The 22,984-nt window shown below is 73.4% G+C and carries 16 protein-coding genes; 15 read left to right on the top strand and 1 reads right to left on the bottom strand.

Annotation, left to right across the window (positions count from 1 at the left end; translation table 11 throughout):
• The first annotated feature begins 138 nt into the window (after window positions 1-138).
• The 5 genes from MMF93_RS13730 to mfd all read left to right on the top strand — a co-directional run bounded on the left by MMF93_RS13730 (window position 139) and on the right by mfd (window position 9,962).
• On the top strand, window positions 139-1,119 hold the full coding sequence (locus tag MMF93_RS13730; protein WP_242751572.1) for an SMI1/KNR4 family protein: 981 nt from the start codon (window positions 139-141) through the stop codon (window positions 1,117-1,119).
• A 7-nt stretch (window positions 1,120-1,126) separates the two neighbouring features.
• A complete protein-coding gene (locus MMF93_RS13725) occupies window positions 1,127-3,874 on the top strand; it encodes an SUKH-4 family immunity protein (RefSeq protein ID WP_242751571.1) in 2,748 nt (915 codons plus the stop codon).
• 123 nt (window positions 3,875-3,997) lie between these two features.
• Entirely contained in the window at window positions 3,998-5,008 is a 1,011-nt protein-coding gene (locus MMF93_RS13720) for an LCP family protein (RefSeq protein ID WP_242751570.1), read from the top strand.
• Window positions 5,009-5,096: 88 nt separating this feature from the next.
• Window positions 5,097-6,029, top strand: coding sequence for a cellulose-binding protein (locus MMF93_RS13715; RefSeq protein WP_242751569.1), 933 nt, complete (start codon window positions 5,097-5,099; stop codon window positions 6,027-6,029).
• Window positions 6,030-6,395: 366 nt separating this feature from the next.
• Window positions 6,396-9,962, top strand: a complete 3,567-nt coding sequence (gene mfd / locus MMF93_RS13710; RefSeq protein ID WP_242751568.1) for a transcription-repair coupling factor — start codon at window positions 6,396-6,398, stop codon at window positions 9,960-9,962.
• Window positions 9,963-10,177: 215 nt separating this feature from the next.
• On the opposite strand, the gene MMF93_RS13705 is transcribed toward mfd, so the two are convergent.
• Complete coding sequence (locus MMF93_RS13705) at window positions 10,178-11,443, bottom strand: FUSC family protein (protein ID WP_242751567.1); 1,266 nt, start codon at window positions 11,441-11,443, stop codon at window positions 10,178-10,180.
• A gap of 398 nt (window positions 11,444-11,841) precedes the next feature.
• Between MMF93_RS13705 and MMF93_RS13700 the strand changes: the two genes are divergently transcribed.
• The 10 genes from MMF93_RS13700 to MMF93_RS13650 all read left to right on the top strand — a co-directional run bounded on the left by MMF93_RS13700 (window position 11,842) and on the right by MMF93_RS13650 (window position 22,888).
• On the top strand, window positions 11,842-12,612 hold the full coding sequence (locus MMF93_RS13700) for an HNH endonuclease family protein (RefSeq protein ID WP_242757548.1): 771 nt from the start codon (window positions 11,842-11,844) through the stop codon (window positions 12,610-12,612).
• A gap of 233 nt (window positions 12,613-12,845) precedes the next feature.
• Entirely contained in the window at window positions 12,846-13,505 is a 660-nt protein-coding gene (locus tag MMF93_RS13695) for a SurA N-terminal domain-containing protein (protein ID WP_242751566.1), read from the top strand.
• Window positions 13,506-13,646: 141 nt separating this feature from the next.
• Window positions 13,647-14,627, top strand: coding sequence for a nucleoside triphosphate pyrophosphohydrolase (locus MMF93_RS13690; protein ID WP_242751565.1), 981 nt, complete (start codon window positions 13,647-13,649; stop codon window positions 14,625-14,627).
• 201 nt (window positions 14,628-14,828) lie between these two features.
• A complete protein-coding gene (locus MMF93_RS13685) occupies window positions 14,829-16,073 on the top strand; it encodes a cytochrome P450 family protein (protein ID WP_242757547.1) in 1,245 nt (414 codons plus the stop codon).
• A 159-nt stretch (window positions 16,074-16,232) separates the two neighbouring features.
• A complete protein-coding gene (locus MMF93_RS33350) occupies window positions 16,233-17,354 on the top strand; it encodes a transglycosylase family protein (RefSeq protein ID WP_274709462.1) in 1,122 nt (373 codons plus the stop codon).
• A gap of 179 nt (window positions 17,355-17,533) precedes the next feature.
• Window positions 17,534-18,814, top strand: a complete 1,281-nt coding sequence (eno, locus tag MMF93_RS13670) for a phosphopyruvate hydratase (protein WP_242751564.1) — start codon at window positions 17,534-17,536, stop codon at window positions 18,812-18,814.
• A gap of 95 nt (window positions 18,815-18,909) precedes the next feature.
• Window positions 18,910-19,389, top strand: a complete 480-nt coding sequence (locus MMF93_RS13665) for an FtsB family cell division protein (protein ID WP_114024579.1) — start codon at window positions 18,910-18,912, stop codon at window positions 19,387-19,389.
• A 66-nt stretch (window positions 19,390-19,455) separates the two neighbouring features.
• Window positions 19,456-20,016 carry a DUF501 domain-containing protein gene (locus MMF93_RS13660; RefSeq protein WP_242751563.1) on the top strand — a complete coding sequence of 187 codons (561 nt, stop codon included), beginning with the start codon at window positions 19,456-19,458 and terminating at the stop codon, window positions 20,014-20,016.
• Between the two features lie 2 nt (window positions 20,017-20,018).
• Window positions 20,019-20,978 carry a Ppx/GppA phosphatase family protein gene (locus MMF93_RS13655; protein ID WP_274709538.1) on the top strand — a complete coding sequence of 320 codons (960 nt, stop codon included), beginning with the start codon at window positions 20,019-20,021 and terminating at the stop codon, window positions 20,976-20,978.
• Between the two features lie 467 nt (window positions 20,979-21,445).
• The gene (locus MMF93_RS13650) at window positions 21,446-22,888 is read left to right on the top strand and encodes an NAD(P)/FAD-dependent oxidoreductase (RefSeq protein ID WP_242751561.1); all 1,443 of its coding nucleotides are present in this window, start codon (window positions 21,446-21,448) and stop codon (window positions 22,886-22,888) included.
• Window positions 22,889-22,984: the final 96 nt, after the last annotated feature.

Raw genomic sequence — 22,984 nt, 5'->3', positions numbered from 1 at the left:
CGGTGCGGGGGTGCTGGAGGCGGTGGTACGGCATCGCCGCAGGCGGCTGTCGGGAGGGAGTGCCGGGGGCGGTGTCTGGCGGTTGCCGTACCGCATAGGCTGTTCGGAACCAGCCAGCACCAGCAGGGGGCCAACGCCATGACGACAGGTCGGCTCGGACAAGCCGCCGCGCCACCGAACCGGGCGTACGCCGGGCAGGTCGTGAATTTCCCGGATCCGGTCAGGGCGGCCCGCCACCCCCAGGGGGTGCGGGTCGATGCGGCCGGGTTTCCCGACTTCTCCGCGTACGCCCGTGCGGCCGCCGAGATCGCCGAGCCCCCGGACGGCTTCGGTGGCGACGAACTGCGCCTGACCGACTACGTGTCGGCCAACGCCGCGCTGCACGCCGAGGGGCACGAGCTGTGGACGGACCTGCCGCCCGTGGCCACTCCGCACGGCTGGACGTGGCACCACGTGGCGCACAGCCGCCGCATGGAGCTGGTGCCCGTCGAGGTGAAGGCGCTGCTGCGGCACCACGGCGGTCTGGCGACGGCCTCCGTCGACCACGGCAAGACCGGTACGCGTCCGCTCCAGGAGACCCGCCCGGCGCACTTCGCCGTGCCGCACGGGCCGGAGCCGGCGGTGACCGAACGGCAGGTCGCCGACGTCGAGGAGCGGCTCGGCTACCGGCTGCCTGGTGCCTACCGCGGTTTCCTCAAGGCCGCGGGCGGCTGCGCTCCGGAGGGCGTGGCGCTCGACGCGGAGCTGGGCCTGCTGGTGGACCAGCCGTTCTTCACGGTGCGGGACGACGCGGCCGTCAACGACCTCGTCTACGTCAACAAGTGCCTGCGCGACCACCTGACCAAGGACTTCCTGGGCGTCGGTTTCGTGCAGGGTGGTCTGGTCGCTCTGAAGGTGAAGGGCGAGGCGCTGGGTTCGGTGTGGTTTTGCGCGTACGACGACGCGCGGGACGCCGACGGCATGGGGGTGCAGGAGCGGGTGGAGCGGCTGCTGCGGCCGTGCGGTGCGGATTTCGACGCGTTCTTGTTGCGGCTCGCGGGTAACCCGCCGGAGTTGGAGACCGTGGCGAACCTGATGGTGGACGGCGGCTTCGCCCGCGCCGTCCCTGTGGAGAGGTGAGAGCGCGATGGTGACCTTCGCGCAGGCCCAGGAGCGCGCCGAGCGCTGGGTCAACGGCGACGTACCCGGATACCAGCACCGCGAGGTGCGCGTCCGCGAGTTCGACCTGGGCTTCGTGGCCTGGGCCGAGGACCGCGAGAGCGGGCCTGTCTCGGACGGCGGCAACCTGCGTCTGGTCATCGCCAGGGACAGCGGCGACACCACGCTGTGGCCCGCTCTTCCGGTGGGCGAGGTCATCCGGCGCTACGAGGAGGAGTACGGCGCCGAGGAGGCGGCCGCCCCGGCTGCGGCCCCGCAGCAGCGGCTCGACCTGGAGGCGACGTCCTTCCTGCTGACGCCGCCCGAGTGGTTGCAGGAGGCCGCCGACAAGATGGGCATTCCGGACCGGCGTGCCGACGCCTCCGGGCCGTCCTCGGCCCCCGGCGCGCCGCCCGCTCCCGCTCCTGGGGCTCCGTCGGCTCCTGGCGCGCCGCCCGCTCCCGTCGCCGGTGGATCGCAGGGGGGTTCCTCCGGCGGCGGTCTGTCCGGCGCCAGTCCGTGGGACGGGGCGGACACCGGTGGGGTCGGCAGCGGTGAGGCGCAGGCGCCGCCCGCGACGGTCTTCGCGCCGCCGCTGATGGGCAGCGACGAGGACGACACGCCGCCTCCGCCGCCGGGCTCCAGGTCGGAGGCCAGGACCGAACTGCTGCCCGAGGGCAGTGTGCTGCCCAGGACGGCCGTCGCGCCCGCGCTCGACCTGCCGGGCGCCGGGGGCGGGCAGCCCGCTGAGGACCCGGCCACCGGCTCCGCCCCGCCCCCGCAGCAGCCGCCGCAGGCGCCGGGTGCCCCCGACGCGGCCCAGCCGCCTCACCCGCCCCACGCACCTCAGCCCCCGCAGGCGCCCGGACAGGCGGCGGCGCAGCACGGCGGGCCCGGAACCGCTGGCGCCGGTGCCGCTGACACCGGCACCGGAGACACCGGCACCGGTGGTGGCGGCAGCGGAACCGGCCAGGCAAGCGGCCCGGGAGACGGAACCGGTGAGGGCCCCGGCGAGGGCGCGGGCGGCTCGGGTCCCGGGGCCGGTGGCGGAGTGCACGCGGCCGCGACCATGCTGGCCGACCCCTCCCAGGGCGGACTGTCGATGCCGGGCGCCCCGTCCGCTCCCGGCGCCCCGTCCGCTCCCGGAACTCCGGGGCCCGGTGACATCGCCGACGCCGCCACCAGCAAGGCCCCGCGCGGCTCCATCCCCCCGCGGCCCTCGCGCGGCAGCGGACCGTCCGTCCCGCCGCCGCCCGGTGCTCCCGGCACCCCGGGTGTCCGCTCCGGCGGCCCGTCCACCCCGCCCCCGGGTGGCCCGTCCACCCCGCCCCCGCCCTCGGCGCCGGGTGCTCCGGGAGCACCGGGCGGCGGCGGTTACGTGCCGACCCAGCTGGTCTCGGCCGACGACCTGGCCGAGCAGATCAGCCAGAGCGGCAGCCAGCCGAAGGCCGACGCACCCGGCACACCCCCGCCCGGCGGTACGGGGACACCGCCGCCCGGCGGCACCGGCGGTGCGGACGTGCACCACGCGGCGACGATGCTCGCCGGGCCCGGGGTGGCCGGACCCGCCACGCCCCCGCCGCCCGGCGCCCCGCCCGCGGCTCCCGGCACGCCTCCGCCCGGCGCCCCTGGCCCCGCGGCCCCGGCTCCCGGCACCCCTGCGCCCGGCGCCCCCGGGCCCGGCATGGTGCCCGGAGCAGGCACGCCGCCTCCGCCCGGCGGCGGCGCCGCACCGCAGCCGCAGCCGGGGCAGCCCACCGTGGGCCCCGGCTACATGGCCGCCCTGCGCTACCGCGCGCCCGACGGCTCCGAGCAGCAGCTCATCCGCCGCTCAGCGCCCGGCACCCCGCACCCCGAGTGGCAGCTGCTGCACGAGCTGCGGGCCATGAACGTGCCTCCGCAGCAGGTGGTGGAGCTCCACACCGAGCTGGAGCCCTGCGACCTGCCCGGCGGCTACTGCGCCCGGATGATCCGCGAGACCTGGCCCCAGGTGCGGGTCAGCCACACCGCGTCGTACGGCGCCGACCACGCTTCCCGGCAGCAGGGGATGCGGCACCTGATCGAGCATCAGGGCGAGCTGCACCAGGTCGCCGACGGGCCCGCGCGGCCCGCGCCCAACCCGGTGCCGCTGCCCGCGCCGGGACAGGTCCCGCCCGCCCCGCCCATTCCGCCCGACGCCATCGGGCAGGAGCTCATGCAGGCGTTCGGGCCCCAGGGCGTCTTCCGGTTCGACCAGCGGGCCGTCTCCCGCCAGGGCGTGCCCGACATCGTGGCGCAGACCCTCGTGTGGGCGGGCGTCCCTTTGGACCTGGGCCCCTTCTTCTGGGGGCAGGCACAGCCGGGGCGTCCCATCCCCACGCTGGCCGAACTCGCGCAGGAGCGTGGCGTCGCCGCCGCGTCCGACGCCGGCTCCTACCTGGTGGTGGGCAGCGACTTCGGGCGGCAGCTGTGCGTGCAGTACGGCACGGCGAACATCGTCGCCGTGCCGTTGGAGGCGGGGCCCGGCGGGCAGGCGGCACCTCCGCAGTTCGTCAACACGGGGCTGCCGGAGTTCGTGCGCTGTGTGGCCATGCTGGGGCGGATGTGGCGGCTGCGGTTCGGGCTGACGCCCGAGCAGGCCGGACGGTGGACCGTCGACTTCCAGGCCCAGCTCGCGGCGCTCGACGCCCCGGCCCTGGGGTCGCCGGAGAACTGGTGGTCCGTGCTGCTCGAACAGATGTGGGACGGACTGTTCTGATCCGGGAGTGACCCCCGCGTGAGCCGAGGGTGATCCAGGGGGCGTGCCGGTGCGGCGCGCCCCCCTCCGCCGGACGGACCACGGTGGCGCGCGGTCCCGGCCGCCGCGCGGGACCCTCGGTCCATGTACGGGGAGAGCAGCACCGTCTATCGCGCGGGCCGTCCGCGTCGCAGGCGCCGGTGGCCGCGGGTCGTGATCGTGGTGGTGCTCGCTGTGGTCCTCCTCGCGGCGGCGGCCGTCTCGGCGACGTACCTGTGGGCCGGTACCCGGTTGCAGCAGACGGAGGCCCTCACCGACTACCCGGACCGCCCGGCGCACGGCGAGGGCACCAACTGGCTGATCATCGGTTCGGACACCCGTGCGGACCTGACCCGCGAGGAACGCGAGGAACTGCACGTCGGCGGCGGGGGCCAGCGCAACACGGACACGGTGATGGTGCTGCACTACGGTGCGGCGGGACCGTATCTGGTGAGCATCCCGCGGGACAGTTACGTGCCGATCCCGGGCCACGGAAAGGGCAAGGTCAACTCGGCGTACGCGCTGGGCGGCGCCGAGCTGCTGACGCGCACCGTCGAGGAGGCCACGGGGCTGCGGCTCGACCACTACGCGGAGATCGACTTCCTCGGCTTCACGCACGTCGTCGACGCTCTCGACGGTGTGCGGATCTGCCTCGGCGAGCCCCTGCGCGACGAGAAGGCGGGCGCCGACCTGGACGCCGGGTGCCAGACGCTGGACGGCAAGCAGGCGCTGGCGTTCGTCCGGGCGCGCTACAGCGATCCGGAGGGCGACCTGGGCCGGGTCAAGCGGCAGCGGAAACTGCTGAGCGCCCTCGTGCGGGAGGGCACGGGCGCTGACGTGGTGGCCGACCCGTTCCGGTTCTACCCCTTCCTCGGTTCGGCCCTGGACGCGGTGACCGTCGACCGGATGGACTCCGTCGGGTCACTCACACGGATGGGCTGGGAGATCAGGGGGCTGACGGCGGGCGAGGGCGGTACGACGACCGTTCCGGTGGCGAACCCCGGGCTCAGCGTCCCGGGCGTCGGAAGCGTCGTCGTCTGGCACCCATCCGGGTCACGCGAACTTTTTGATCAGTTGCGCCAGGATGTGCCGATTACGGCAACCACGGTGAAGTAGCGCATCCTGGGACGAGCCGGTCTCGACGTGGTCGCCGGGACCGCATCAGGAGCCGGGAACCGGGATAAGCCGAGATAAGGGGCTCGAAATGAGTGCGTCGTCGCCGCACGGCTTCGTTGTCGTCAGGGGCCGCGGGTACCGGCCCGAACAGGTCGACGCCCGGGTGAGCGGTCTCAACGCGGAACGCGAGGCCGCCTGGGACCGCACCGCGCAGCTCACCCGGCTCGCCGAGGAGGCCGCGGAGGAAGCGCAGCGGCTGCACGACGTCGCCGCCGCCCTGCCCCCGCAGACCTACGAAGCGCTCGGCCCGCGCGCCCAGGGACTCCTCGGCACCGCGGAGTCGGAGGCGGCGGACCTGCGGGCGGCGGCCGAGGCCGCGGCCCACGAGCTGACCGGGCGGGCCGAGGAAGAGGCCCGCTCCCTCCAGGACGGCGCCAGGGAAGCGGCGGCCCGCCGCCGCGCCGACGCGGAGGCCGCCGCGGCCCGCACCGTCGACGCCGCCCAGGACCACGCCGACGAGCTGCGCACCCACGCACGGGAGCACGCGGACAAGACCAGCCGCGAGGCCGGCGAGGCGCTGCGTGAGATGTCCCGCAGGTGCGCGGCGCTGCTGGCCGAACAGGAGAAGGAACAGGCGGCCGAGGCGGATGCCGCCGAGCGCGAGAGGGCGCAGAACGAGGCCGCGTTCGCGGCGCACGCCGCCGACCTCGAAGAGCGCGGAGCGCGGGCACTGGCCGACGCCAAGCGGCAGCACGCCCAGGCCGAGGAGTGGGCACGGCACCGGCACGAGGACGCGGTGGCGCAGGGCGAGGAGCTGCTGGCGCAGGCCCGCGTGCGCGAAGAGGGCATCGCGCGCGAGACCGAGCGGGTGCTGAGGGAGCACACCGAGCGGGCCGACGAGCTGCGGCAGCACATGGCGCACGTCCGCTCGTCGCTCGCCGCGCTGACCGGCCGCGCCCCCGAGGCGGCCCCCGACACCGCCACCGTTCCTCCCCAGTCGGCCCCCGCTCCCCAGGACTGACCCGGGGACACCGCGCCCCACTCGCTCGGTGCGGGCAGGTGCCTTCGTTGCCGGCAGGCGCTCCGCGGGGCTGGGGGTGCTCCCGGCCGGAGGCTCTGGGGTCTTTTCGGCCGGAGGCTCCGGGGTCCTTTCGGCCGGAGGCCGGGGATGGCGGGCACAACGAGAGCCGCACCCAGCGGCGACGGCGAACCCCCGGCGGCCCCCGCCGGCCCCCGCGCGGAGCCGGGCCCGCGGCGGACGAGGGGAGGGTGTCGGCCGGGCGGCGTAGTCTGGAAGGGCCCGATCAGCTTGTGTCGGGCCCTTTGGCGTGCCCCGAGGACGCCCCGCACGCCCCCGCCACCGGACGGAAAGCCGAAAGCGAAGCCCATGAGCCTGCACGGTCTGCTCGACGCCGTCACCGAGGACCCCGCGCTTGAGGAGGCGGTCAGGGCCGCGGCGGACGGCAACCGCCACCATGTCGACATGGTGGGCCCCGCCGCGGCCCGCCCGTTCGCCGTCGCCGCGCTGGCACGCTCCGCGCAGCGTCCGGTGCTGGCGGTGACGGCCACGGGCCGCGAGGCGGAGGATCTGGCCGGGGCGCTGCGCTCGCTGCTGCCCCAGGAGGGCATCGTCGAGTTCCCGTCGTGGGAGACGCTGCCGCACGAGCGGCTCAGCCCCCGCTCGGACACGGTGGGCCGCAGGCTCGCGGTGCTGCGCAGGCTGGCGCACCCGGATCCGGGCGATCCGGCCACCGGGCCGGTCTCCGTCGTCGTCGCGCCCATCCGCTCGGTGCTCCAGCCGCAGGTCAAGGGGTTGGGGGACCTGGTTCCCGTCGCCCTCAAGCAGGGGCAGACCACCGATCTGGAAGAGGTCGTGGACGCGCTGTCGGCTGCGGCGTACGCGCGGGTGGAGCTGGTGGAGAAGCGCGGCGACTTCGCCGTGCGCGGCGGCATCCTGGACGTGTTCCCGCCCACGGAGGAGCACCCGGTCCGGGTGGAGTTCTGGGGCGACGAGGTGGAGGAGATCCGCTGGTTCAAGGTCGCCGACCAGCGCTCGCTGGAGGTCGCCGAGCACGGGCTGTGGGCGCCGCCGTGCCGGGAGCTGCTGCTGACGCCCGAGGTGCGGCGGCGCGCCGCGGAGCTGATGGAGCTCCATCCGGAGCTGCACGAGCTGCTCGGCAAGATCGCCGAGGGGATCGCGGTGGAGGGCATGGAGTCCCTCGCGCCGGTGCTGGTGGACGACATGGAGCTGCTGCTGGACGTGTTGCCCGCGGGCAGCATGACGGTGGTGTGCGATCCGGAGCGGGTGCGGACGCGCGCCGCGGACCTGGTGGCGACGAGCCAGGAGTTCCTGCAGGCGTCGTGGGCGGCGGCGGCCGGCGGCGGCGACGGCGCGGGCGGCGCCGCCCCCATCGACGTGGGGGCCGCTTCGCTGCGCGGTATCGCCGAGGTGCGGGAGCACGCGCGCGAGCTGGGCATGATGTGGTGGTCGGTCAGCCAGTTCACCGCCGACGTCGAGGCGGCGGAGGACGGCGACGGGGACACGCTCACGCTGGGCCTGCAGGCGCCGGAGACGTACCGGGGGGACACGGCGCGCGCGCTGGCGGACACCAAGGGCTGGCTGGCCCAGGGGTGGCGTTGCGTGTACGTCACCGAGGGGCACGGTCCGGCGTCCCGTACGGCGGAGGTGCTGGGCGGTGAGGGGGTGCCGGCCCGGCTGGCGGGCTCCGAGCTGGCGCTGGAGCCGAACCTGGTGCACGTGGCCTGCGGCTCTTTGGACAACGGGTTCCTCGCGCCGGGGCTGAAGCTGGCGGTGCTGACGGAGACGGATCTGTCGGGCCAGAAGGCGGCGGGCAAGGACGGCACGCGGATGCCGGCGCGGCGCCGCAAGCAGATCGATCCGCTGACGCTCCAGCCGGGCGACTTCATCGTGCACGAGCAGCACGGGGTGGGCCGCTACATCGAGATGGTGCAGCGCACGGTGCAGGGCGCGACCCGCGAGTATCTGCTGGTGGAGTACGCGCCGGCCAAGCGCGGGCAGCCGGGCGACCGGCTGTTCGTGCCGACGGACCAGCTGGAGCAGATCACCAAGTACGTCGGCGGCGAGCAGCCCACGCTGCACCGGCTGGGCGGCGCGGACTGGACGAAGACGAAGGCGCGGGCGAAGAAGGCGGTCAAGGAGATCGCCGCGGACCTGATCAAGCTCTACAGCGCCCGGATGGCCGCGCCGGGGCACGCGTTCGGCGCGGACACCCCCTGGCAGCGGGAGCTGGAGGACGCGTTCCCGTACGCGGAGACGCCCGATCAGCTCACCACGATCGGCGAGGTCAAGGAGGACATGGAGAAGTCGGTCCCGATGGACCGGCTGATCTGCGGTGACGTCGGCTACGGCAAGACCGAGATCGCGGTGCGGGCCGCGTTCAAGGCGGTGCAGGACGGCAAGCAGGTCGCTGTCCTCGTCCCGACGACGCTGCTGGTGCAGCAGCACTTCTCCACGTTCTCCGAGCGGTACGGCCAGTTCCCCGTCAACGTGCGGGCGCTGTCGCGCTTCCAGACGGACACCGAGGCGCGGGCGACGCTGGACGGGCTGCGCGAGGGCACGGTGGACATCGTCATCGGCACGCACCGGCTGTTCTCGTCGGAGACGAAGTTCAAGGAGCTGGGCCTGGTCATCGTCGACGAGGAGCAGCGCTTCGGTGTCGAGCACAAGGAGCAGCTGAAGAAGCTGCGGGCCAACGTGGACGTGCTGACGATGTCGGCGACGCCGATCCCCAGGACGCTGGAGATGGCGGTGACCGGCATCCGCGAGATGTCGACGATCACCACGCCGCCGGAGGAGCGGCACCCGGTGCTCACCTTCGTCGGTCCTTTCGAGGAGAAGCAGATCGGCGCGGCGATCCGCCGTGAGCTGCTGCGCGAGGGGCAGGTCTTCTACATCCACAACCGGGTGGAGTCCATCGACCGTGCGGCGGCGCGGCTGCGGCAGATCGTGCCGGAGGCGCGGATCGCCACCGCGCACGGGCAGATGTCGGAGCAGGCGCTGGAGCAGGTGGTGGTCGACTTCTGGGAGAAGAAGTCGGACGTGCTGGTGGCCACGACGATCGTGGAGAACGGCATCGATATCTCCAACGCGAACACCCTCATCGTCGAGCGCGGCGACAACTTCGGCCTCAGCCAGCTCCACCAGTTGCGCGGCCGGGTGGGCCGCGGCCGGGATCGCGGCTACGCCTACTTCCTCTACCCGCCGGAGAAGCCGCTGACGGAGACGGCGCACGAGCGGCTGGCCACCATCGCCCAGCACACGGAGATGGGTGCCGGCATGTACGTGGCGATGAAGGACCTGGAGATCCGCGGCGCGGGCAATCTGCTCGGCGGCGAGCAGTCCGGGCACATCGCGGGCGTCGGCTTCGACCTGTACGTGCGGATGGTCGGCGAGGCGGTGGCCGACTACCGGGCCGCGCTGGAGTCCGGTGAGGCGGGGCCCGTGGAGGAGACCCCGCCGGAGGTCAAGATCGAGCTGCCCGTCGACGCGCACGTCCCGCACGACTACGCGCCGGGCGAGCGGCTGCGCCTCCAGGCGTACCGGGCGCTGGCCTCGGCCACCACGGAGGAGGACATCGCCTCCGTGCGCGAGGAGCTGGCCGACCGGTACGGGCCGCTGCCGGAGCCGGTGGAGAACCTGCTGCTGGTCGCGGGGCTGCGGATGCTGGCCCGCACGGTCGGCGTCACCGACATCACCCTCCAGGGCAACAACATCCGCTTCAGCCCCGTCGAGCTGCGGGAGTCGCAGGAGCTGCGGCTCAAGCGGGTGTACCCGGGCTCGGTGATCAAGTCGGCCACCCATCAGGTCCTGGTGCCCCGCCCCAAGCCGGGCGGCATCGGCGGCAAACCCCTGACGGGCCGCGACCTGCTGGCCTGGGTGGGCGAGTTCCTGACGACGGTGCCGGGAGCCTGACCACGGGTTCGCCGGGACGGTGGGCCTCGCCCGGCCCGCGGTGGGGCGCGGCCCGGAGCCGGGCGGGGCGGTCAGTGTGTGGCGGCGGTCAGGGGGAGAACGGCGGCGGGCGGGCGCTGCCGATGGCGGTGGTCGCCTACGGCGAGGGCTCGCCCGTGGTGCGGGCCCTGCGCAAGCAGTACGCCACCACCCTGGTGGACACCGGACAGTACGGGTTAGCGATCCTCCTCCCACTCCAGCTCGCGTTCCTCCTCCTTCTCCTCGCGGCGGGAGCGCTCGCGGTGCCGGAACTGGCGCAGGCCCCGCAGGAGGGGGTTCTTCTCGCGCTTCTCGCGGGACTGGCGGTCGAGCTCCTCCCACAGGCGTTCGGAACGCTTCTCGACGTCCAGCTCGTCGAGGATGCGGTCGGCCTCGGCGAGCAGCGCTCCGTGCAGCTGCCACTGGCGCGGATGGGCGCGGACGGTGTCCAGCAGCTGGAAGGCGACGGTGTCGCGGCGGGTGCGGCTGGCTTCCAGGGAGCGCACGAGCTGTGCCTCGGCCTCCTCCGCGTTGGAGCTGACGGGCGTGGTGATCAGCTCGGCGAAGGCCTCGACCGCGCGGGCCATCTCGACGAACAGCTCGTGCATGCCCTCGGCGATGTCGTCGCGGAACAGCGGTTCGCTGGTGCGCTTCTTGGCCAGGTCGGTGACCGTCCGGCAGGTGGTGCGCAGCACGACGGCGCAGATCTCCAGGGTGTCGAGTCCTGTGCGCATCACGACGCGGGAGAGCAGCCCCTCCCGTACGCGCGGGTTCAGCCGGAGGCTGTCTTCCGCGCGCCGCAGCTCGACGTCGACCTCGACGATGTCGTGGTCGAGCCGCCGTGCCTGGTGCAGCCGTTCGGCGGCCCGGCTGACGGGGGTGTGACCGCGGACGTCGTCGCCGAGTCCGGACAGCAGGTTCCGCATGCGGCCCGCGAGGTCGAGCACGGCGTCTCCGGCCGGCTGCACCCACACGGGGGGCACGAACAGCACGTTGAAAGCCAGCCCGACGATGGCGCCGATCAGCGTCTCGAGCACCCGGTCCCAGGCCATTGAGGCGACCTGGCTCTGTGTCACGCCCAGGACGAGCATGGCGCTGATCGCCGTCTCGGGCACGAACTCGCCGGCCTTCACGAACCGGCCGACGATCAGCGCGGCGAGGATGACCAAGCCCAGGCTCCACCAGGTCAGCCCGACCAGAGCGCTGAAACCGCTGGAGAGCAGCACGCCCGCCACCACGGCGTTGACGCGGCGGACGCCGGTCCGCAACGTCGTGAACAGGGTGACCTGGGTGACCAGCAACGCGGTGAGTGGCGCGGTCAGCGGCGCCGGCTCGCTGCTGAGCTGCAGGGCGACGACGTAGCTGATCACGGCGGCGATGGTGGAGCGGGCCGTCTGGGCGACCACGGGCTCGTGGTGCGGGCGCCGCACCAGTTTCAGCAGAGGGTCGGTGACTTCGCGCACCCCACGTTCCTGCCCGCTTTGCCCTCTTTTGCCACAGGCAGAGCGCCGTCGGGGTGACGCGGGCCGCGTCGCTCACCAGTGCGGCGCTCACAGGTGCGTCGCACACCGCCGCGTCGCACACCGCCGCGTCGCACACCGCCGCGTCGCTCGCCGGGGCGGCGGGGCGTTCGCGGACGGGGGCGGTACCGCTCGGGGAGCCGGGCGGATCCGTGCCGGGGTGCCGGCCGTGGTCGCCTCACGAGGTGCCGTCGTCCCGCGAGGTGTCGTCGTCCCGCGAGGAGCCGTCGTCCCGCGAGGTGCCGTCGTCCCGCGGCTATGCTCAGCCGGTGATCGCCGACGCCGTCCAGCCGCGCCCCGCCCGCCCCCGAATACCCGGGCCCCGTGAAAGCGTCCCCCGGATACGTGGGCGCCGTGCGGGGGCCGCCCTCGCCGTCGTGCTCGCGGCCGTCACGCTCGTCACCGGGTGCGACGGGGTGGGGATGCCGGAGGGACAGGACGCGAGCGCCTCGCCGGGCGGCGGCGGGGGGACAGGCGGTCGGGCCGTCAGCCCGCTGAGCAACCCGGACGGCACCGAGCCGGGCCTGGCGCCCGTCACCTCCGACGCCGACCGGGCGAAGGCCCGCGGCCTCATAGCGGACTTGCGCACCAAGGGACGCGGTCCGAGGACAGGATACGAGCGGGACGCGTTCGGCTACGCCTGGATGGACACCGCCGACGGTGTCCCCTTCGCCCGCAACGGCTGCGACACCCGCAACGACGTGTTGCGGCGCGACGGTGCGAAGGTGCGGCACCGCTCAGGGTCCGACTGCGTCGTGGCGTCGATGACGCTGGAGGACCCCTACACCGGACGGCGCATCGACTGGACGAAGCGGCACGCCACGGACGTGCAGATCGACCACGTCATGCCGCTGTCCTACGACTGGCAGATGGGGGCCGCCCACTGGTCCGAGGACAAGCGCCGGCGCATCGCCAACGACCCGTTGAACCTGCTGCCCGTGGACGGCCCCGCGAACTCCGCCAAACGTGACTCGGGCCCGGCCTCCTGGCTGCCGCCTTCCAGAACGATCCGCTGCGCCTACGCGGTCCGCTTCGCCCAGGTCGCGCACAAGTACGAGCTGGCCGTCACCTCTCCCGACAAGCGCACGATGCTCGCGCAGTGCGGGGGCTGAGGCCCGCGCCCGGCGCCCGAGCCGACGCCGCCGAACAGGGTGGCGACCCGAACCGGTGTGCCGGAACACGGGGTGTCGACCCGAACCGGTGAACGGGGCAGCGACTCAACTGCCCCCGAATCGTTGGTCGATTTGGTGTCGAACCGGTGGTCACGGAGCCGTTCGACTCCCTACCATCGATCATCGCCAGGTCGTGCGCCGGAGCCCGACCCTCGCCGCCGCCGGGAGGCCCCATGGAAAGCCCACGCCGCAGGTCCGCGCTCACCCTCTCCGCCGTCGCGGCGCTTCTGGCCGCGGCCCCGCTGCTCACGGCGTGCGGCAACGACGCGCATCCGGGTGCGGCGGCCCTGGTGAAGGGGGACCGGATCAGCATGGCGCAGCTCCAGTCGCGGGTGGGCGCCGTGCGGGACGCCCAGCGCGCGGAACCGCAGGGCGAACAGATGATCAAGCAGAGCGGCAAGCTGACGCGCGCCACGCTCGACGGGATGATCCGCGAGCGCGTCGTCGCGCAGGCGGCGAAGGACGCGGGGGCCGGCGTCAGCCGCCGTGAGGTCCAGCAGGTCCGCGGGGAGCTGGACAAGCAGGCCGGCGGCAAGAAGCAGCTGGAGGCGGTGTGGCTGCGCCAGCACCACCTCGCACCCGACGACATCGACGACTTCATCCGGATGCAGCTGCGCATCGAGAAGATCGCCGCTGCGAAGGGCATCGACCTGATGTCCCCGGAGGGGCCGCAGCGGATCAACGCGGAGCTGTCGCGTGTCGCGGACGACATGAAGATCAATGTGAACCCGCGCTACGGGGAGTGGAACACGCGCACCTCCTCGCTGGGCGGGGATGAGGCGCCGTGGCTGCGCGAGCTGTCCGGCGAGGCCGACCGCGCCCAGGGAGCGTGACGTCCGCGCCCGCCGGCAGCTGGTGCCTGATGCCTGATGCCTGATGCGGTGGCTCGGAGCTTCGCGGCTTCCGGGCCGCCTGGGTCTCCGGGCCCCGGGGCTTGCGGGCCCGGCCGGGGCCGATCGGGTTAGGTTCGTAGGGTGAACGAGATCCCCGAGACCGGCCGTATCGTCCTGCTCACCACCACGCACCGGGTGGCGCCCGGGCTGCTGTCCTGGCCCGCGTGGGAGGCGCTTCGCGGGGCCGACCGCGTGCTGTGCGCCGATCCCTCGCATCCGCAGCTGCCGTACGTGCGTGACGCGGGCGTGAAGGTGGCGGCCGGGGTGGAGCTGGACGCGCGGGAGCTGGTGGACGAGTGCGGGCGCGGTGGCGGCCGCTCGCTCGTGGTGCTGGCGACCACCGAGGGCGAGCCGGCGCTCACCGACGGCCTCGCGCGCCTGGCGGGCTCCGGCCGCCAGACGATGCCCGCTCTCGAACTGCTGCCCGGCTCCTACGACCTGCCCGGGGCCCGGCTGCTGGACGCCGTCCAGGTCATGGACCGTATCCGCCGCGAGTGTCCCTGGAGCGCGCTGCGCACCCACGAGGACCTGCTCAAGTACGGCGTCGAGGAGATCTACGAACTCATCGACGCCATCGAGCGCGGCGACCGTGTGGAACTGCGCGAGGAACTCGGCGACGTGCTGCTCCAGGTCGTCTTCCACGCCCGCATCGCCCAGGACCACCCGGACGAGGCCTTCTCCATCGACGACGTGGCGGGGACGCTGGTGGCGAAGCTGGTCCACCGCCACCCGCACGTCTTCGGTGACGACGTCGCCGAGTCCGCCGAGGAGGTCGAGGCGCACTGGCAGCGACGCAAGGCGCAGGAGAAGAACGAGCGGGTCTCGGTGACCGAGGGCGTGCCGCTGGGCCAGCCGGCGCTCTCCCTGGCCGCGAAGCTGGCGGGCCGGGCCCGTGCGGCCGGGCTCGACGTCCCCGTCGAGGGGGCGCGCGGGGACGTGGGTTACGCGCTCCTCGTCCTGGCCGTGGAGGCCGAGCAGCAGGGCATCGATCCGGAGGCCGCCCTGCGGGCCGCCGCCCGCACCTACCGCGACACGATCCGCGCCGCGGAGCAGCACGGCTGAGAGCGCGCCGGGACGGCGGCAAGGGGCCGGGGGCCATGGCCGCCGGTGCGGTCGGCGGCGGGTGCGTCTACGGTCGTGTGGGTGCACGACCAGAACCCCGCCTGCCCCGCCTCGCCCCCCTCCGACGCGTCCACGCCGGTCTCGCCCCCCTCCGACGCGTCTACGCCGGTCTCGCCTCCCTCCGAGGCGTCCGTGCCCGAGATGCCGTCGCTCTTCGACTGGCGGTTCGCCGCCGACCCCTACCCCGCGTACGCGTGGCTGCGCGAGCACGCGCCCGTGCACAGGACGCGGGTGCCCAGCGGGGTGGAGGCCTGGCTGGTCACCCGGTACGCGGACGCCCGGCAGGCGCTCGCCGATCCGAGGCTGAGCAAGAACCCGCACCACCACGGCGAACAGGGCGCGCACGGCAAGGGCAAGGTCGGCATCCCCGGAGAGCGCAGCGCCAACCTGATGACGCATCTGCTCAACATCGACCCGCCCGACCACACCCGGCTGCGCCGCCTGGTCTCCAAGGCCTTCACCCCGCGCCGCGTCGCCGCCTTCGCGCCCCGCGTACGGGAGCTGGCCGACACGCTCATCGACGGTTTCGCGGCGCGCGGTGCGGCGGACCTGATCCACGAGTACGCGTTCCCGCTGCCGATCTACGCCATTTGCGACATGCTCGGCGTCCCGCAACAGGACCAGGAGGACTTCCGCTCCTGGGCCGGAATGATGATCCATCAGCCCGGCAGCCCGCGCGGCGGTGTGGGCCGCGCGGTCAAGAGGATGCGCGGCTACCTGGCCGAGCTCATCCACCGCAAGAGGGCCGAGCTGGAGCGCAGGGGCGAGGGGGCCGACGACCTGATCTCCGGTCTCATCCGCGCCTCCGACCACGGCGAGCACCTGAGCGAGAACGAGGCGGCGGCGATGGCGTTCATCCTGCTGTTCGCCGGCTTCGAGACGACCGTCAACCTGATCGGCAACGGCACGTACGCGCTGCTGCGCCACCCCGGTCAGCGGGCCGTACTCCAGCGGGCGGTCGCGGACGGGGACACCGGGCTGCTGGCCACCGCCGTCGAGGAGTTGCTGCGGTACGACGGGCCGGTGGAACTGGCGACCTGGCGCTTCGCCACCCGCGAGCTGACGCTGGGCGGGCAGCGGGTACGGGAGGGGGACCCGGTGCTGGTCGTTCTCGCGGCCGCGGACCGTGATCCGGACAAGTTCGACGCACCCGGCACTCTGGACCTGACGCGGAGCGACAACCAGCACCTCGGATACGGGCACGGCATCCACTACTGCCTGGGCGCGCCACTGGCCCGCCTGGAGGGCCGAACCGCGCTCGCCACGCTGCTGCACAGGCTGCCCGACCTGCGACTCGCCGCGGAGCCCGAGGAGTTGAGGTGGCGCGGCGGGCTGATCATGCGTGGCCTGCGGACGCTGCCGGTGGAGTTCACCGCCCGCGCGTGAGGAGAGTGTGAGGGGCCGTCACCCACGTGACCACGGCGTGATGTCCGCGACATTCGCTTGTGACGCCCGGCGTTCGCGGTTACGTTCGGTCGCCGACTTCGGTTGCCCTTTCCGGTGTCCTCCGTCGTCGTCCCGCTTGTCCCTTACGAGAGGTCCACCATGCGCTCCGGGAACGGTCGGCACCGCCGCCCCCGCCAGGCACCCGCCCTGTTCGTCGCGGCCGGGGTCACCGGCGCGGGCATCGCGCTGCCGCTGCTGGGCGCGACCGGCGCGCACGCCGCCGACGCCTCGCCCTGGGACCGGGTCGCGGACTGCGAGAGCGGCGGCGTGTGGAGCGCGAACAACGGACACGGGTACTACGGCGGGCTCCAGTTGGACCTGGACACCTGGAAGTACTACGGCGGCACGGTGTACGCCGACCGGCCCGACCTGGCCAGCCGCAGCCAGCAGATCGCCATCGGGGAGAAGATCCTGGAGGCGGAGGGCCCGCGTTCCTTCCCGCACTGCGGGTCCGTCCTCGCGGGCGAGGTGAGCCCGGACGTCGATCTGGGCACGCCCGACGGCACGGACCCGGGCGCCGACGAGGGTACGGACCCGGACGGCGGCGACCGGGCCGAGGACGGCGCCACGGGCGGTGACCCTTCCGGTCAGGAGTCGCCCGAGGCCGGGGCGTCGGACGGGAAGCCGTCCGAAGAGGAGACCCCCTCAGAGAACTCCTCCGACGGGAAGGCGTCGGACGGGGAGTCCTCCAAAGAGAAGCCCTCGGGCGAGAAGGCCTCGGGGGAGGAGGGGGCCGCAGGGGAGGACGGCGGTTCCGGTGGTGAGGGAGGCTCCGACGGGTCCGCCTCCGAGCGGCCGTCCGCCACCCCGTCGCCCTCCAGCCCCTCGGACTCGCGGGACGCCGACACCGGCGACCCCGCCGACGCCGGCGCGTCCGACCCGGCCGAGGGCGGCTTCGGTTGGTCGAACCAGGGTCCGTCCAGCCCGGAGCGGCTCAGGGACTCGTCCGGGGAGCAGGGCCACGTCCTCTCCCCGGGGACGGGCAAGCACCGGGGCAAGCCCGACGAGGGGAGCGACCGCGCCTCGCGGAGCGGCGACCGGGAGGACAAGGGCGAGGGGAGCGGTAAGCACCGCGTCACCGTCCGGCCCGGCGACTCCCTCTCCCGAATCGCCGCGGAAGAGGATGTTCCGGGCGGTTGGACGGAGCTGTACGCGCACAACCGCGCCGCGATCGGCGACGACCCCGACCTGATCAAGCCGGGCCAGCAGCTGCGCGTGTGAGCCGCTGTGCCGACAGGTGAGCCGGCACGTGTGAGCCGCCTCGCCGACAGGTGAGCCGCGAGGAGGTCCCCGCGAACCCGCACGTGGGCCTCATCGTGCGGCGGGGCGGGGGCCGGGCGTGCGGGACGGTTAGGCTCGGGGCGGAGAAAGCCGTCCGTCCCACACGAAGGAGAAACCTCGTGCCGTCCATCGACGTCGTCGTAGCCCGCGAGATCCTCGACTCGCGAGGCAACCCCACCGTCGAGGTCGAGGTCGGCCTCGACGACGGCAGCACCGGCCGTGCTGCCGTGCCGTCCGGCGCCTCGACCGGCGCCTTCGAGGCGCTCGAACTGCGCGACGGGGACGCCGCGCGCTACAGCGGCAAGGGCGTCGAGAAGGCCGTCCTCGCCGTCATCGAGCAGGTCGGCCCCGAGCTGGTCGGCTACGACGCCACCGAGCAGCGCCTGATCGACCAGGCGATGTTCGACCTGGACGCGACCGCCGACAAGTCCTCGCTGGGCGCCAACGCCATCCTCGGCGTCTCGCTGGCCGTCGCGCACGCCGCCTCCGAGGCGTCCGACCTGCCGCTCTTCCGCTACCTGGGCGGCCCCAACGCGCACCAGCTGCCGGTGCCGATGATGAACATCCTCAACGGCGGCTCGCACGCCGACTCGAACGTGGACATCCAGGAGTTCATGATCGCGCCGATCGGCGCCGAGTCGTTCTCCGAGGCGCTGCGCTGGGGCGCCGAGGTCTACCACGCGCTCAAGAGCGTCCTCAAGGAGCGCGGCCTGGCCACGGGCCTGGGCGACGAGGGCGGCTTCGCGCCGAACCTCGGCTCCAACCGCGAGGCGCTCGACCTGATCATCGAGGCCATCCAGAAGGCCGGTTACAACGCGGGCCAGGACATCGCGCTGGCGCTGGACGTGGCCGCCTCCGAGTTCTACGAGGACGGCGTCTACGCGTTCGAGGGCCAGAAGCGCTCGGCCGCCGAGATGACCGAGTACTACGAGCAGCTTGTCGCGGACTACCCGCTGGTCTCCATCGAGGACCCGCTGTTCGAGGACGACTGGGCGGGCTGGAAGACCATCACCGACAAGCTCGGCGAGAAGGTGCAGCTGGTGGGCGACGACCTGTTCGTCACCAACCCCGAGCGCCTGGCCCGCGGCATCGAGGAGGGCTGCGCCAACGCCCTGCTGGTGAAGGTCAACCAGATCGGTTCGCTCACCGAGACGCTGGACGCCGTCGAGCTGGCCCAGCGCAACGGCTTCAAGTGCATGATGTCGCACCGCTCCGGTGAGACGGAGGACGTGACGATCGCCGACCTGGCCGTCGCCGTCAACTGCGGTCAGATCAAGTCGGGTGCCCCCGCCCGCTCGGAGCGTGTCGCCAAGTACAACCAGCTGCTGCGCATCGAGGAGATCCTCGACGACGCGGCGGTCTACGCCGGCCGCTCGGCGTTCCCGCGCTACAAGCGCTGACGCGGGCGCCGCGAGCGCCCCGGCCCCGCCCGGTCTCCCGGGCGGGGCCGGGGCGGCGGGCGCGCGAGGCAGGGAGAGGCGAGGCAGGGAGAGGCATGGGAGCGGACCGGGACCGTTTCTCCACCGCGACGCGCCTGCGCGCCCTCGGCGCACAGGCCGCGGAGCGGGTCTACCGGGCGCAGGGCCCGGCGAAGCCGCGTACTCCGCGCAAGGGGCGGCTGACCGGCAGAGCCGCGCTGCTCGCCCTCGTCCTGTGCTCCCTCGTCGTCGCGCTCGCGTACCCCACACGGCAGTACGTCAGCCAGCGTTCCGAGATCGCCGAGCAGCGCGCGCAGGCCGAGCGGACGCGGGACGCGGTCGAGGAGCTGCGCAAGGAGCGGGCCCGCTGGAAGGACCCCGCCTACGTGGAGCGGCAGGCGCGCGAGCACCTGCACTTCGTGCGGCCCGACGAGACCGGCTACACCATGCGGGACGGCACAGCCGACGCGCGTCGCCCCCGCGACCGGGGGCCCGCCGACCGGCCCTGGTACGAGAACCTGTGGGACGGACTGGACAGCGCGGACGACGCCGGCTGACGCCGCGCGCCGCCCCCTCCAGGGCACCCGACCACCCGAGACGAAGCGACGAGCACCCTGACACCCATGGACACCCCACCGCCCCTGACCCGGCCGACACCGCCCACGGACGCGGACGTGGCCGCCTTCCGCGAGCAGTTGGGCCGCCCGCCGCGCGGACTGCGCGCCATCGCGCACCGCTGCCCCTGCGGGCTGCCGGACGTCGTGGAGACCGCGCCCCGGCTGGAGGACGGCACGCCGTTCCCCACCACGTACTACCTCACGTGCCCGCGCGCGGCCTCCGCCATCGGCACGCTGGAGGCGGACGGCGTGATGCGTCGGATGACCGAACGGCTCGGTCAGGACGCCGAACTGGCCGACGCCTACCGCGCCGCCCACGAGGACTACCTGGCGCGCAGGGACGCCATCGAGGAGCTGGTCGGCTTTCCCAGCGCGGGCGGCATGCCCGACCGGGTCAAGTGCCTGCACGTGCTGGTGGCGCACGCGCTGGTGGCGGGGCCCGGCGTCAACCCGCTGGGGGACGAGGCGCTGGCGATGCTGCCCGAGTGGTGGCGCAAGGGCCCGTGCGTGAGCGTGCCGGACAGCGACCCGAAGGCCGCCCAGGGGCAGGACGAGGAGACGTCATGACCGTGCAGCGCGTGGCCGCGATCGACTGCGGCACCAACTCGATCCGCCTGCTGGTGGCCGACCTCGACCCGGAGACGGGCGCGCTGGTCGACCTGGACCGGCGGATGGAGATCGTCCGGCTGGGGCAGGGCGTGGACCGTACGGGGCGGCTGGCGCCGGAGGCGCTGGAGCGGACGTTCGCCGCGTGCCGCCGCTACGCGGAGGCCATCGCGGGCTTCGGCGTACCGCCGGGGCGCACGCGCTTCGTGGCCACCTCCGCGTCGCGGGACGCGGAGAACCGGGACGAGTTCGTGGCCGGCGTCGTGGACATCCTCGGTGTCGAACCCGAGGTGATCACCGGCGACCAGGAGGCCGAGTTCTCCTTCACGGGCGCCACCAGGGAGCTGTCCCGCGGCACGTTCGCGCCGCCCTACCTGGTGGTCGACATCGGCGGCGGCTCCACGGAGTTCGTGCTGGGCGACGAGAGGGTCGAGGCGGCCCGCAGCGTGGACGTGGGCTGCGTGAGGCTGACCGAACGTCACCTCACCCACGGCGACGGCTCGCTGAGCGAGACCCCGACCGAGGAGCAGGTCGCGGCGATCCGCGCCGACGTGGCGGCCGCCCTGGACGAGGTGGCCTCGACGGTGCCGCTGGAGCGCTCCCGCACGCTGGTCGGGCTGGCCGGCACGGTCACCACGCTCGGCGGCATCGCGCTCGGTCTGGACGCCTACGACTCCTCCCGCATCCACCACAGCCGGCTGACGCGCGCCCAGGTCGGCGAGCTCACCTCGCGCCTGCTGGCCGCCACCCACGACGAACGCGCCGCCATCCCGGTGATGCATCCGGGCCGCGTGGACGTCATCAACGCCGGTGCCCTGGTGCTGCTCGCCCTCATGGAGCGGATCGGCGCCGAGGAGGTCGTGGTGAGCGAACACGACATCCTGGACGGGATCGCGTTCCATACGGCACTCGACGCGCGGTAGGAGGCGCGCCGCCAGGCGTGCGAGGCCGGCCGGGGGTCGTTGTCGGGAGGGGTGCGCGGCCCTCACTTGAGCGGTCGCTCACTCGCCTGATAGGCATGGAGGGCTCTCGACGGGGGTCGCCCCGGGCTCTGCCTGAGAACTTTCGTGAATTGTTTCACATGGAAAAGTGCCCGGTGAGGCCCGGTTTTTGCCGACGATTGAAGGGTTCCGGGGGCGGCGAGGCCAGGAAACGACGGTGGGGCCTCCGTGGGGGCTTCCCCGGGTGAGGGGCGGCACGGCGGGTGGTCCACGTGAGGCGCCGCCGATCTTCGCAGCTCAAAAGGTGCGTCAACGGTCCGGACGGCCCGGTGGTTCCCTCGCCCGCCTGTGGGGTCGATCACGGGGCGGCGCAGTGTAGCAGAGGGTCGGCCCATGCTTGTGAAGACCCTCACGAAGTGACCCCCGGGCTTGGGTGGATACTCGATTTCATGAGCACCACGGAGCGTCCCCGAATCCTCGTAGTGGGTGGCGGGTACGTCGGTCTGTACACCGCGCGCCGCATCCTCAAGAAGATGCGGTACGGCGAGGCGACCGTCACGGTCGTCGACCCGCGCTCGTACATGACGTACCAGCCCTTCCTCCCCGAAGCTGCTGCCGGCAGCATCTCCCCCCGCCACGTCGTGGTCCCCCTGCGGCGCGTGCTCCCCAAGGCGGAGGTTCTCACCGGCCGCGTCACCTCGGTCGACCAGGACCGCAAGGTCGCCTCGATCACCCCCTTGGCCGGTGACGCGTACGAGCTGCCCTTCGACTACCTGGTCATCGCGATGGGTGCCGTCTCGCGCACCTTCCCGGTGCCGGGACTGGCCGAGAACGGCATCGGCATGAAGGGCGTCGAGGAGGCCATCGGCCTGCGCAACCACGTCCTCGAGCAGTTCGACAAGGCGGACTCCACGCAGGACGAGGAGGCCCGTCGCAAGGCCCTCACCTTCGTCTTCATCGGCGGTGGCTTCGCCGGTGCCGAAACCATCGGCGAGGTCGAGGACCTGGCGCGCGACGCCGCCAAGTACTACCCCTCCCTCAGCCGTGAGGACATGCGCTTCGTCCTCGTCGACGCGGCCCCCGGGATCCTCCCCGAGGTCGGCCCGAAGCTCGGCGAGTGGGGCCTGGAGCACCTCAAGAAGCGCGGCGTGGAGGTGTACCTCAGCACCTCCATGGAGTCCTGCGTCGACGGTCACGTGGTGCTCAAGAACGGCCTGGAGGTCGACTCCCACACCATCGTGTGGACCGCGGGCGTCAAGCCCAATCCGGTCCTCTCCCGCTTCGGCCTGCCGCTCGGTCCCAAGGGCCACGTCGACGTCGACGCCAGCATGCAGGTCAAGGGCATGGACTACGCCTGGGCCGCAGGCGACAACGCGCAGGTGCCCGACCTGACCTCCGACAAGGAGAACGCGTTCTGCCCGCCCAACGCGCAGCACGCGCTGCGGCAGGCCAAGGCGCTGGGTGACAACGTCATCTCCGGTATGCGGGGCTTCCCGCAGGGCAAGTACAAGCACGCCAACAAGGGCGCCGTGGCCGGCCTCGGCCTGCACAAGGGCGTCGCGATGATCGTCTTCGGCAAGACGAAGATCAAGCTGCGCGGCCGGCTGGCCTGGTACTTCCACCGCGCCTACCACGGCATGGCGGTCCCCACCTGGAACCGCAAGATCCGGGTCTTCGCCGACTGGACGCTGGGCATGTTCCTCAAGCGCGAGGTCGTCTCGCTGGGCGCCATGGAGCACCCGCGCGGCGAGTTCTACGAGGCGGCGGCGCCGGTGACGGCCGCGGCCCTCGCCAAGTCCGAGGCCTCGGCCGACAAGGCGAAGGCGACCGCCGACAGCCGGGCCGACTCCCCGGTCGACGGCAAGCAGGAGAAGGCGGCGGCCTCCTCCTGACCCTCCGCGGCGGCAGCCGCCGCCGCACCGCGCCTGAGAAGGGGCGTGAGCCATCCGTGGGGCTCACGCCCCTTCGTCGTGTCCGCGCCCCCTCGT

This window comes from Streptomyces tubbatahanensis (assembly GCF_022699385.1).
GTDB lineage: Bacteria > Actinomycetota > Actinomycetes > Streptomycetales > Streptomycetaceae > Streptomyces > Streptomyces diacarni.
This window is presented reverse-complemented; position numbering and strand designations above follow the sequence as displayed.